General features: G+C 41.7%; 13 protein-coding genes. All 13 read right to left on the reverse strand.

Annotated elements, in window-relative coordinates; all coding sequences use genetic code 11:
• Positions 1-1,305, reverse strand: a complete 1,305-nt coding sequence (gene trmFO, locus JJ692_RS13245; protein ID WP_073205170.1) for an FADH(2)-oxidizing methylenetetrahydrofolate--tRNA-(uracil(54)-C(5))-methyltransferase TrmFO — start codon at positions 1,303-1,305, stop codon at positions 1-3.
• Positions 1,306-1,375: 70 nt separating this feature from the next.
• Positions 1,376-3,451, reverse strand: a complete 2,076-nt coding sequence (topA, locus tag JJ692_RS13250) for a type I DNA topoisomerase (protein ID WP_044330667.1) — start codon at positions 3,449-3,451, stop codon at positions 1,376-1,378.
• A 192-nt stretch (positions 3,452-3,643) separates the two neighbouring features.
• Positions 3,644-4,546 carry a DNA-processing protein DprA gene (gene dprA / locus JJ692_RS13255; protein WP_073205168.1) on the reverse strand — a complete coding sequence of 301 codons (903 nt, stop codon included), beginning with the start codon at positions 4,544-4,546 and terminating at the stop codon, positions 3,644-3,646.
• A 63-nt stretch (positions 4,547-4,609) separates the two neighbouring features.
• A complete protein-coding gene (gene sucD, locus JJ692_RS13260; protein WP_007499624.1) occupies positions 4,610-5,512 on the reverse strand; it encodes a succinate--CoA ligase subunit alpha in 903 nt (300 codons plus the stop codon).
• Between the two features lie 22 nt (positions 5,513-5,534).
• On the reverse strand, positions 5,535-6,695 hold the full coding sequence (gene sucC / locus JJ692_RS13265) for an ADP-forming succinate--CoA ligase subunit beta (protein ID WP_024426972.1): 1,161 nt from the start codon (positions 6,693-6,695) through the stop codon (positions 5,535-5,537).
• 176 nt (positions 6,696-6,871) lie between these two features.
• Positions 6,872-7,147, reverse strand: coding sequence for a FlhB-like flagellar biosynthesis protein (locus JJ692_RS13270; protein ID WP_003211418.1), 276 nt, complete (start codon positions 7,145-7,147; stop codon positions 6,872-6,874).
• Positions 7,144-8,883 (reverse strand): glycosyltransferase, encoded by a 1,740-nt coding sequence (locus JJ692_RS13275; RefSeq protein ID WP_122631399.1) that lies wholly within the window; start codon positions 8,881-8,883, stop codon positions 7,144-7,146. The genes JJ692_RS13270 and JJ692_RS13275 overlap by 4 nt, the downstream gene beginning before the upstream one ends.
• 26 nt (positions 8,884-8,909) lie before the next feature.
• A complete protein-coding gene (locus JJ692_RS13280; protein ID WP_206533871.1) occupies positions 8,910-9,674 on the reverse strand; it encodes a ribonuclease HII in 765 nt (254 codons plus the stop codon).
• Between the two features lie 76 nt (positions 9,675-9,750).
• The gene (gene ylqF, locus JJ692_RS13285; protein ID WP_024424188.1) at positions 9,751-10,599 is read right to left on the reverse strand and encodes a ribosome biogenesis GTPase YlqF; all 849 of its coding nucleotides are present in this window, start codon (positions 10,597-10,599) and stop codon (positions 9,751-9,753) included.
• 89 nt (positions 10,600-10,688) lie between these two features.
• Positions 10,689-11,036 carry a 50S ribosomal protein L19 gene (gene rplS / locus JJ692_RS13290; protein WP_008354510.1) on the reverse strand — a complete coding sequence of 116 codons (348 nt, stop codon included), beginning with the start codon at positions 11,034-11,036 and terminating at the stop codon, positions 10,689-10,691.
• A gap of 137 nt (positions 11,037-11,173) precedes the next feature.
• A complete protein-coding gene (gene trmD / locus JJ692_RS13295; protein ID WP_024424189.1) occupies positions 11,174-11,908 on the reverse strand; it encodes a tRNA (guanosine(37)-N1)-methyltransferase TrmD in 735 nt (244 codons plus the stop codon).
• A complete protein-coding gene (gene rimM / locus JJ692_RS13300) occupies positions 11,905-12,429 on the reverse strand; it encodes a ribosome maturation factor RimM (protein WP_044330677.1) in 525 nt (174 codons plus the stop codon). Before rimM ends, trmD begins: the two co-directional genes overlap by 4 nt.
• 8 nt (positions 12,430-12,437) lie before the next feature.
• Positions 12,438-12,824 carry a YlqD family protein gene (locus JJ692_RS13305; protein ID WP_024424191.1) on the reverse strand — a complete coding sequence of 129 codons (387 nt, stop codon included), beginning with the start codon at positions 12,822-12,824 and terminating at the stop codon, positions 12,438-12,440.
• Positions 12,825-12,868 lie beyond the last annotated feature (44 nt).

Below are 12,868 nucleotides of genomic sequence, written 5' to 3' on the forward strand. Positions count from 1 at the left end.
CTACAGAGATTTCGAAATAGTTTGAATAGTTTCGATTGCGCGCTTAGCGTACTCTGCATAACGTTCTTGTTTGTTTTTAATTCGAACTCCTAGATCTTTCAGCAAACCGAAGTTCGCATTCATCGGCTGGAAGCTTTTCTTGTTTGTCGATGTGATGTAGTGAGCCATACTGCCAATCGCCGTCTCCTCAGGAAGTGTCACAAGCTCTTCTCCTTTGACAAAACGAGCGGCGTTAATTCCAGCCACAAGTCCGGACGCTGCGGACTCGACATACCCTTCAACGCCTGTCATTTGTCCGGCAAAGAATAGATCATCTCTATTTTTAAACTGATAAGTCGGTCTTAAAAGACTTGGCGAGTTAATAAATGTATTACGGTGCATCACGCCGTAACGAACAATCTCTGCTTCTTCAAGGCCTGGAATCAAACGGAATACTTCCTTTTGATCGCCCCACTTCAGATGTGTCTGGAAGCCAACGATGTTATATAAAGTACCTGCTGCATCATCCTGTCTTAATTGAACAACAGCGAAAGGTCTTTTTCCTGTTTTCGGATCTTCCAGTCCTACTGGCTTCATCGGACCAAACAGCATCGTTTTCTTTCCTCTTTTCGCCATGACTTCAATTGGCATACAGCCTTCAAAGAAGATTTCTTTTTCAAATTCTTTTAATGGCACAGTTTCAGCAGAAATGAGCGCCTCATAAAAACGATCGAATTCCTCTTCTGTCATTGGACAGTTTAAATAAGCGGCTTCTCCTTTGTCATAGCGTGATTTCAAGTACACCTTATCCATGTCAATGCTGTCTTTCTCTAGAATAGGTGCTGCTGCATCGTAGAAATAGAGATATTCTTCTCCTGTTAACGATTTTAATTCTTTTGAAAGTGCTTCTGATGTCAGCGGACCAGTCGCGATAATTGTCGGACCTTCTGGAATGCTCTGCACCTCTTCTTGAAAGACAGTAACATTCGGATGATTTTTCACGCGGTCAGTCACGTTTGCTGCAAATTCATGACGGTCTACTGCAAGCGCGCCGCCAGCAGGAACTGAGCTTTCATCTGCTGCTGCGATAATAGCTGAATCTAAATGACGCATTTCTTCCTTTAATACACCTACTGCATTCGTCAAAGCATTCGCACGCAGTGAGTTGCTGCATACAAGCTCCGCAAATTTATCTGTGTGGTGAGCCGGCGTTTGTTTCACAGGTCTCATTTCATATAAATTGACTTTAATCCCTCGTTTAGCGATTTGCCATGCAGCTTCACTTCCAGCTAAACCGGCTCCGATCACATTTACAAATTGACTCATTGTACAACTCTCCTATTTCGTAAGGTCTGTTTGATGACATAAAAAAGCAGGTGAACAAGGCTGCTCACCGCTATTTTTGTTGTTCCTCTTTATAATCACAGTTGACACATTGAACTTGAACGCCTTTTTTCAGCTTTTTCTCTACAAGCATATTTTCGCATTTTGGACACTTTCTTTCAATTGGTTTGTCCCAAGAGACGAATTCACACTCTGGAAAACGATCACAGCCGTAAAAAATGCGGCGTTTTTTCGATTTTCGTTCAACAATGTTTCCTTCATGACATGACGGGCATTTGACCCCGATATCTTTGACAATTGGCTTTGTGTTGCGGCAGTCAGGAAAGTTAGAGCACGCCATGAACTTGCCGTATCTACCCATTTTGTACACCATCGGATGTCCGCACTCTTCACAATCAACACCTGCGTATTCCGGCTCAATCTCAACTTCTTGCATCTCTGCTTCAGCTTTTTCTACCCGTTTTGCAAAGTCTTGATAGAAGCTGTCGATAATACGAACCCATTCGATCGTACCTTCTTCAACACTATCAAGTTCCTTTTCCATTTTCGCTGTAAATTCAACGTTGATGATTTCAGGGAAGAATTCAATGATTAAGTTGAGTACAATCTCTCCAAGCTCTGTCGGAGTAAATCGTTTATTATCAAGTGCGACATAGCCGCGCTTTTGAATTGTATCTAATGTTGGTGCATACGTAGATGGACGGCCTATACCGAGCTCTTCAAGTGTTTTGACCAATCTTGCCTCAGTGTAACGCGGAGGCGGCTGTGTGAAGTGCTGTTCAGGTTCGATATCTTTTGAAAGAACTGTGTCCCCTTCTTTCAGATCAGGAAGCATTTTGTCCTTTTCCTCTAGCTGGTCGTCCTTTCCTTCCACATAAACCTTCATAAACCCAGGGAATTTTACTTTACTGCCATTCGCACGGAAAGTAAGACCGTTATGATCAAGGTCCACACTCATTGTATCAAGAACAGCCGGCGCCATTTGGCTTGCCACGAATCGTTCCCAAATCAATTTATACAGACGAAGCTGATCGCGGCTTAGCACATGCTTGACATCTGCCGGTTTTCTTAACGTAGAAGTCGGGCGGATGGCTTCGTGAGCATCTTGTGCATTTTCATTCTTTTTAGCTGTTCGTTTTGTTGTGTTTAAGAAATTCTTGCCGTACGTCTGATCAATGAAGGCAGATACTTCTTCAATCGCTGTATTGGAAATACGCGTTGAGTCCGTTCTCATATATGTAATGAGACCGACTGTACCTTCTTTACCAAGATCAATTCCTTCATATAATTGCTGTGCAATCATCATTGTCTTTTTCGCACGGAAGTTTAATTTTCTTGCAGCCTCCTGCTGTAAAGTAGAGGTCGTAAACGGAACAGCTGGATTACGTTTCCGCTCTTTTTTCGTTACTTTCTCTACAGTGAATTTGCTTCCCTTTAATTTCGAAAGGATTTCTTTTACATCTTCTTTTGTTTTCAATGGATGTTTTTTGCCATTGAGGCCAAAGAAACTCGCTTCGAAGCTTTCTTTTCCTTTAAGGAATGTACCATCAATTGTCCAGTATTCTTCTGGTTTAAATTCATTAATTTCATTCTCGCGATCAATAATCAGGCGGAGTGCAACTGATTGAACACGTCCGGCACTTAAACCCTTTTTCACTTTCTTCCATAAAATCGGACTGATTTTATACCCAACGAGACGATCTAAGATCCGTCTTGCCTGCTGCGCATCAACTAGGTCCATATTGATCATACGTGGATGCTTAAAGGAATCTTTAATCGCATCCTTTGTAATCTCGTTAAAAACAACGCGGCAGTCAGAAGAGAGGTCAAGGTCAAGGCTGTGTGCTAAATGCCAAGCAATCGCTTCTCCCTCTCTATCGGGGTCAGCTGCGAGATAGACTTTTTTTGCTTTTTTCGCCGCTGTTTTTAATTCTTTTAAAACTGGGCCTTTTCCGCGAATCGTAATATACCTCGGTTCGAAGTCATGCTCAGTGTCAACACCGAGCTGACTTTTCGGTAAATCCCTTACGTGTCCCATTGAAGCTTTTACTTTATACTTTTTTCCTAAATAACGTTCAATCGTTTTCGCCTTTGCTGGCGACTCAACGATGACTAAATAATCAGCCATACTCAAAATCCCCCTTAAGAGGTGTTCTCTCTTTATACATTTCACAATTCATATTTATGTTAATTGCACCTATCTAACAGGCAATCATTAAAAATTCTTTATGATGAACATCATTATAAACACGAAAAACAAAGTGTAAACTTAAATCCTCACTATTATTAAATATTCCGATGTCTTTTGTCAAACGATATTTTATGAGGGTTCAGTATATTGAACGCTGTGGAAGGAGAATTCCTCTAAAATATCCTTTGTGGAATGAACAAGCTTTGCCCCCTGCTGAATGAGTCTTGCCGGACCTGTGGAATTAGAATCAAAGATGGATCCGGCAACCGCAAATACTTCTTTGCCTTGCTCAAGCGCTTGATAGGCTGTAATAAGAGAACCGCTCTTTTCTTTGCACTGAATCACGATGGTTCCTTTCGTCAATGCACTAATTAAACGATTTCTCATTGGAAAATGCCACTTTTCTGGTTTGACATAAGGCGGATGCTCTGACAAAAGCAAATGATGTTCGCCCATGTATTGAGCCATTTGTGCATGTTCTTTTGGGTATACATGCTGAAAGCCGCCTGCTATAATGCCGATCGTTTTTCCTTTTTTCCTGATGCACTCTTTATGTGCAAGTCCATCGATTCCTTTAGCTAAACCACTGACAATCATCCACTCTTCCTTGACAAGCTCACCAACAATTTTCTTCACACATGCATCTCCATAAGATGATGGAACTCTTGTGCCGACTACACCTAAACTTTTTTCTTCATTTAAATATGATACGTTTCCTTTTAGGAATAACACAGGGGGAGGATCATAAATATTTTTTAGTGTGCTGGGATATAAGGGTGATGTGATGGGAATCATGTGAACGTTTTGCTTTAAATAGGCTTGAACGATGTGTTGAAACATGGGGAATTCATTTTCTTCAGCTTGTTTTAAGCGGGTAAAGTCGATCGTTTGTAATGCTCGATCCTGTTTAAAATGATGTGTTTCTTCATTTATATATAGCTCAGGATCGACTTTCCACCATTTTGTTAATAATGAGGGTGAGATGAGGCCTTTTAAGCGGTGAAAAATCATTCTTTCGGACACGTTGTACATACCATTCCTCCTGTTTAAGATAGAAAGAAGAAGACTTGTCAAAGAACAAGTCTTCTTGTGTCATTAATGCGTTTTACAAGCTTCGAAGAGATTCTTCTCTTTTAATACTTTAATCAATGTTTCTCCCATGACAGATGGTGTTTCTGCCACTTCAATTCCACATTCACGCATTGTTTTTACCTTTTCATCAGCTGTGCCTTTACCACCAGAAATAATAGCACCAGCATGTCCCATACGTTTTCCTGGAGGCGCCGTTTTACCGCCAATAAAGCCAACGACTGGTTTTGTCATATTTGCTTTTACCCATTCAGCTGCTTCTTCTTCAGCCGTACCGCCGATTTCACCGATCATAATCACAGCATGTGTTTCAGGGTCTTCATTGAATGCTTTTAACACATCAATAAAGTTTGTCCCATTTACCGGGTCTCCCCCGATTCCTACAGCTGTCGATTGACCAACGCCAGCTTCTGAAAGCTGATGTACCGCTTCATATGTAAGCGTTCCAGAACGAGAAACAACACCCACATGACCTTTTTTATGAATGTAGCCAGGCATGATACCAATTTTACATTCTTCAGGTGTGATGACACCTGGGCAGTTTGGTCCAACTAGTCTTGTCTTTTTCCCTTCCATATACCGCTTCACTTTGACCATGTCAAGCACTGGAATATGTTCAGTGATACAAATGACGAGATCAACTTCTGCGTCAACAGCCTCTAAAATGGCATCTGCCGCAAATGGAGCTGGTACATAGATAACAGAAGCGTTCGCTCCAGTAGTCTGAACTGCTTCAGATACAGTATTAAATACAGGAACTCCTTCTACTTCAGTTCCACCTTTTCCAGGTGTGACACCACCAACAATATTTGTTCCGTACTCAATCATTTGTTTTGTGTGGAACAATGCGGTTGAACCGGTAATCCCCTGAACAATTACTCTCGTATTTTTATTAATAAATACACTCATTTAGGTTCCCTGCCTTTCTGCTCTACTTGACTAAAGATACAATCTTTTCTGCCCCGTCAGCCATAGACTCAGCAGAAGTGATATTTAAGCCTGAATCACTCAGGATTTTCTTCCCTAATTCAACGTTTGTTCCTTCAAGACGTACAACGAGTGGTAATGTTAAGCCGACTTGTTTCGTCGCTTCAACAACACCTTCTGCAATCACATCACATTTCATGATGCCGCCAAAAATGTTCACGAAAATCCCTTTAACATTTTGATCAGATAAGATGATTTTAAATGCTTCCGTTACTTTTTCAGCTGTTGCACCGCCGCCAACATCTAGGAAGTTTGCAGGGTCCCCGCCGTAATGCTTGATGATATCCATTGTAGACATCGCAAGACCTGCTCCATTGACCATACAGCCAATATTTCCATCTAGAGAAATGTAGCTTAAATCATATTTAGATGCTTCAATTTCTTTTGGATCCTCTTCATCAAGGTCACGGTATTCTAATATATCTTTTTGTCTATATAAGGCATTGCTATCAAAGTTTAATTTTGCATCAAGTGCCATGACTTTTCCATCGCCTGTTACAACAAGTGGATTAATCTCAGCAATTGAACAATCTTTTTCAATAAACGCATTGTAAAGGCTTGTCATAAACTTAACAGCTTGGCCAACTAATTTTGTTGGAATATTAATTTTAAATGCCACTTCTCTCGCCTGATAGCCTTGCAGACCAATCGCTGGATCGATGACCACTTTGACGATTTTTTCTGGCGTTTTTTCTGCTACTTCTTCAATTTCAGTACCGCCTTCTTCAGATGCCATCAACACAATTCTTGATGTCGCTCTGTCCAAAACTAGTCCAACATAGTATTCCTTTTGAATATCGCAGCCTTCTTCAATAAGTAAGCGTTTTATTTCGCGCCCTTCAGGCCCTGTTTGATGTGTGACAAGTGTCTTGCCGAGCAATTCCTCTGCAAACCCTTTCACTTCATCTTTCGTTTTTGCAATTTTTACCCCGCCTGCTTTACCACGGCCGCCTGCATGAATCTGTGCTTTTACGACATATACAGAGCTCCCTAGCTCTTCTGATGCTTTCACTGCTTCATCAGGTGTAAATGCTACTTTACCATTTGGAACTGAAACCCCATATTTTCTTAGGATTTCTTTTCCTTGGTACTCATGGATATTCATTTCCCATCCTCCCAACATATGTAGAAACAAAAATTATAAAATAGACTGCGCTTTCATTTTAAAGAATAAAAAAGAGAATGTCTAGGGTTCTATGTAAAATCGTAAAATCCTTCTAAACATTCAAACTTTTATTTTATTAAAAATATAAATTTTTCAGCCAAATCACTTATTTTACCTTATTTTTTCATTTTTTGATCTAACCTGTAGATAAACGAAAAAATTTCTGCTACAGTATCGTATAACGCTTCAGGGATCTCCTCATCTAATGTTAAGTGGCGCATGAGTTCGACTAAATTACGGTCTTCCTGGATTGGGACTCCCGACTTTTTTGCTTCTTCAATAATATGATCTGCCACATAGCCGCTGCCTGTTGCAACGACTTTTGGCGCCTTTTGTTTTTCTTCATCGTAATGCAGAGCGACCGCTCTTCTAAGCGGTTTTGAATCCTTCATACTCGTAAGTCCAGCCCTTTCTCGCTGATTTTATGAAAGTGTTCATCTAGAAATTGAGACGGATCTACTGGCTCTTGTCTCTTTTTTGCTGTAATTCCCGTTAAGCTGTATCCTAGCGCATTTAAATTCTCTCGAACAGCCGGAATCATTGGATTAATGGTGCCTTGCAGTTCATGGGCTGTCTCGACAGTAATGGACATGACCTTTTGCTGAATCGTACAGTCTATTAAGGTTTCTTCAAGGTTTTCCATGTTTAAGTAAAACATGAGGCGGCACTGAGAAATATCAATAGAGCCATCCTTTTTCTTATGTCCTTTTAGAATAAAGGTTAAATCTTGAACACTATGTTTTGAGAAAAGCGGATAGGAAATCATCATTTGACTGACGGTTTGGTTCTCCTGCTGCACAAATAACTGTCCATTCAATCTATGAAACAATTGATCCACTTCTTTTTTAACGGGCTCTGGTAAATCCGCCTGCCTCACATCATTTAAGGTGAGCTTTAATTGGTGTAGCTCCTGACTTTTGACATCCTGGCTGCCTTTTTCAAGCAGTTTCAGCATACCAATTTCATCACGTACACCTATTGCCTTTTTCATCGTCATAAGTAAATCGAGCACATCGGTTTTATTACTTAATGTTGGTTCTGTCTGCTGCACTACCTGGGCCAAAGCTTTTGCCTCTCTTTTTGACAGGAAGGGAAACTCTTTTTGAAGCACAGCTGCTTTTGCGTCAGGCTGAGATCCTGCCTGCTGGAGCCCGTGCAGCAATGCTGTGAGCTGTTTTAAGTTAGGTTCTTGCTGCCCGTCTGCACCTTGTTTCATCAAACTTGCCAGTATCCGCTCAATTTGCTGAGGCGGGATTTGCAGCTCTTCTTTTGGACTTGTTGACTGCTGCACGTTTGTCTGAGGAACTTGGGACGGCTGACGCTCTTGAACGATTGCGGCATGGCTATTTTCTTTTTGCTGAGAAGGATTGAGCTGAGTCGTTACTGGTGAATTGCCACCTTGCTTCGCCTCGCCTTCTCTCGCTGCTAGAAGGACCGATAAGAGCTTTTCTGCATGGACGGCTGTCTCTGCATCTACAACTGACCGAACGGCTTGTATAAGGGTCTGTGTGGCATCTGTGTGCTTCGGAAGCTGTGTTAATTGATTTAATAGTGCTGTTATATCCTGATGAAGGGCAGAGGGTGATTTTACGGCTAAAATAGATTGAAGCACCCCTTGCTGGATCGGTAAATCTTTCTTTAAAGCAAAGAGGAGGGCCTGGAGCCCTTTCTTCACATCAGCTCCTTGAAGCTGTTCGATCCACTTCACTGCCGTTTTTAACTCTCCTTCGTTGATGACGGACTTTTCCTTTAAAAAAGCTGTAGCTGTCAGCATGTTTTCAAGCCCATTTTTCAGTGAGAGACCTTCTAATAGTTTGACTGCTGCATCCTTTAATGTCTTAGGATCTTGGTCAAATTGCTGAACGGGTCTTAGTTTATTGAGGCTGCCTCCACCCTCTTGTTCAAATTGGAACCAATAAAATGCGTCTGCTTTAAGCTGAGCCGCCAGCTGTGCTTTTATTTTCGTTGAACCTATTTGAACAAGGGCTGTATCATCTCCAAGCATTTTTAGTACTTTACCGAGAATCAGCCGATGAACATTATCCTTCCCTTCGGTGTTTAATGGAACCGATTCGGCCGTATTCAGCCGGCTATTCAGTGCTGTATGTATGTCCTCAACTCTTGTCATCACAGGCAGCCTCCTTAGATTAAAATTTATGATATAACAGATTTCACTGGCGCAAACGATAACCGGTGGATGGGGGTAGCACCGTGTGTTTGAATCGCAGCCAGGTGCTCTTTCGTTCCGTACCCTTTATGTTTTTCAAATTGATACTCAGGATACTTACGCCCGTACTCTTCCATCATCTGATCTCTTGTCACCTTTGCAATACATGCACCTGCTGCAATGGATGCACTTTTTGCATCTCCTTTGATGATATTCTCTTGGTGAGTAGAAAGCGGGAGTGTCATGGCATCTATGAGTAGATAATCAGGTGTATGAGTTAACTGCTCTACAGCTCTTACCATCGCCAGTCTTGATGCTTCATAAATATTGATTTCATCAATCGTAGCCGCATCAACAATGCCGATTCCGATATCAAGTGCTTCTTTTTGAATTAAATCATAATAAGCCAATCTTTTTTTCTCAGATAATTGCTTTGAGTCGTTTAAACCGAGCAGGACTGTATTTTCCTTTAATATAACGGCTGCTGCCACAACTGGGCCGGCAAGCGGTCCTCTTCCTGCTTCATCTATTCCAGCAATACATGTGTATCCTTGCGCCTTTGCTTTGTTTTCAAATTGCAGCATGTCATCCCATGCCACGTGAAGTGCTTGCTGCTTTTCTCTCTCTTTGTGCCACTTTTCTATCAGTTTTTGGACACTTTTTCTCGTATCATCTTTCACAAGCTCGCGAATGTAGGACTCGTCGCCTGCATGCTTTTCTATAAGTTCTTTTATTTGTTTCACCGTGTACATAGGCTTTTTCGCAGCCTCCTTCTTTATATCGGCAGTTTTTCACAAAAAATAAAGACCCGCATGAGCTGCGTGTCTTTTAGCTTTCAGGCTTCTCAAAAGTGAGGGGACCAAATTTTTCTGTTCGAATGTCCCGAATAATGATTTCGGTGGTTTTGTCATAGTTTATGAATCCCCCGCTCATTAGACAGCCGCGCTTAGTGCCAATTGCATCAAACAGCTCAACCGTATCTTCAGGTATCTCCGCTAGGTCATAGCGTTTTTTTAATCGCTCTGGGTAGTTCTCTTCTAGAAAACGAAGGGCATACACAGCGACATCCTGTAAATTGATGATCGAATCTTTGATCGCTCCAGTCACCGCAAGTCTGAGTCCTACTTGCTCATCTTCAAACTTCGGCCAGAGGATTCCAGGGGTATCGAGCAGTTCTAGTTCTTTCCCTACCTTTACCCATTGCTGTGATGTCGTAATACCAGGCCGATCTCCTGTTTTGGCAATGTTCTTTTTTGCTAAACGATTGATTAAGGTCGATTTGCCGACGTTGGGAATCCCGATAATCAGTGCTCGAATTGCACGTGGTTTGACGCCTTTTGCTTTCATGCGGTCGAATTTTTCTTTTAAAATTTCTTTTGAAGTCGTGATGATCTGATTTAACCCTTGTCCATCGACAGAGTTAATGGCAAGTGACCGAACGCCTTGCTGCTCAAAATGCGCCTGCCACTCCTTTGTCATACGAGGATCTGCTTTATCTGCTTTGTTTAAGAGCATGATTTTGGGTTTGTTTTGAAGGATTTCTTCGATCATTGGGTTTCTAGAGGACATCGGAATTCTTGCATCGGTTAATTCAAATACGATGTCGATGAGCTTTAATTTTTCTGTGACTTCACGTCTTGCTTTTGCCATATGGCCTGGAAACCATTGAATCGTCATAGGTGCACCTTCTTTCTTCTACCATTATCTTTATACATTGTACAAAAAAAGAGCCTGTTACAGGTAACAAGCTCTTTCCTTTGATATCATTATCGTCTGATTTCTTTGATACGAGCCGCTTTACCGCGAAGTTCACGTAGGTAGTAAAGTTTCGCACGACGTACCTTACCGTGACGTACAACTTCGATCTTAGCGATTTTTGGTGTGTGTACAGGGAATGTACGCTCAACGCCTACACCGTAAGAGATCTTACGAACTGTGAAAGTTTCGCTGATTCCACCACCACGACGCTTAATTACAACACCTTCAAAGATCTGGATACGCTCACGAGTACCCTCGACAACTTTAACGTGTACACGTAAAGTGTCACCAGGACGGAACGCAGGAAGATCAGTGCGTAATTGTTCTTTTGTGATTTCTTCAATCAAATGTTGCATCGTTTTCAACTCCTTCCAACAGATGCTCATGTCCTCTTTCTTCATTGCAGCGGAACATCGTTTTCAAACTTGGATCAGCAAGCCGTCCAAGTCACAAGTAGTATCATACCATACCTCTATGCCGTGTGCAATACAATCTAGTCATTATGAAGCTGCCAAAGCCATCTTTTTTCTTCATCCGTTAATGTTTTGCAAGAATCGATCAAATCTGGCCTTCTTGTATAGGTTCGCTTCAAGGATTCTTTGCGCCGCCACTCTTCAATTTTGGCATGATTTCCAGAGAGAAGCACATCCGGCACTTTTAGTCCTTTATAATCCGCTGGCCTTGTATAGTGCGGGTGCTCAAGCAGACCTGTACTGAATGAATCTTCGATGTGAGACGCTTCTTTTCCAAGCACATGAGGCAAAAGCCTGACCACACTGTCTGCAATCATCATCGCTGGCAGCTCTCCGCCTGTGAGGACGAAATCTCCGATTGAAATCTCATCTGTGACAAGATGCTCCCTGATGCGCTCATCGTAGCCTTCATAGTGGCCGCAAATGAACATAAGATGCTCTTCTTTTGCAAGTTCCTCTGCTTTCTTTTGTGTATATCTTTCCCCTTGAGGACAAACAAGAATGATTCGTGGTTTCGTGCTTGCTTTTTTCGTTAAATCTTCTACCGCATCAAATACGGGCTGCGCTTTCAGTACCATACCAGCACCGCCGCCATACGGATAGTCATCCACTGTTTTATGCTTATGATCCGAATACTCTCTAAAATTGACGACTTGAAATGAGACAGCTTCTTTCTCCTGTGCTTTTTTTAAGATCGATGAGTGAAGCACACCTTCGAACATTTCAGGAAAAAGGGTTAAGAAATCGATTTTCATTCGTCAATAAGTCCTTCCATCACTTCAATGTGTACGGTTTTGGATGAGATATCGATCTTTTTGACGACAGATGGTATATATGGAATGAGGGCATCTTTTTTGCCTTTTCTTCCAACCACCCACACATCATTTGCCCCTGGCGTAAGGATTTCTTTGATTTGACCGATCAGCTTGTCCTCTTCATCGTATACTTCACAGCCAATGATTTGGTGGAAATAAAATTCTCCTTCGTCTAATGACCCAAGATGTTCTTTTTCTACCTTTAAGATTGATTCTTTCAAATGCTCTGCTTCATTTAATGAGCTGATTTCTTCAAATGTGATCAAATCAAACTGTTTGTGCTGGCGATGTGATGCGACAGTCACTTTCAGCGGCTCGCTTTGACCTTGCTTAAAAATATAGAGGACGCTTCCCTTTTTGTAGCGCTCTTCTGGGAAATCCGTCTTTGACACGACGCGTACTTCTCCGCGCACTCCGTGTGTATTGACGATCTTTCCAACATTCAACCATTCTAGCTCCATGTTCTCAATCACCCCTGACGTATTTCCACAATGGTGCCGTCTTTCACGACGATGACATTGTCTTGCATCTTGTCATCCCATTTATCACCTATTTTTACTTCAACCAATGCATCCACTTCTGTTTCTTTCATTTCACTTCCAAGCGGCAAAATATGCAGCTGCTCTACTTGAAAATCAATTTGCCGGATCTTCTCTTGCCTTTTATCGATCGCTTTTTGAAATTGAGGGATGGCTTCTTGCTGATGTGGTTCTTTTTCATGTTTTTTTAGTTGAAAATATAGTTGATTGCATTCACGTTCTAGTCTTTCTTTTTTCTCCAAAAAAGTCGTTAACAGTTTGTCCTTACTGCTTTCAGTTAATACTTGCATCACGGTGACATGTTGAATGATCTGCATCTTCCTTTTTGTCCCCCTATCCGAAGGCATTTGTCCTCTACAGT

This window comes from Bacillus sp. 3a (genome assembly GCF_017161885.1).
GTDB classification, from domain to species: Bacteria; Bacillota; Bacilli; order Bacillales; family Bacillaceae; genus Bacillus; species Bacillus safensis.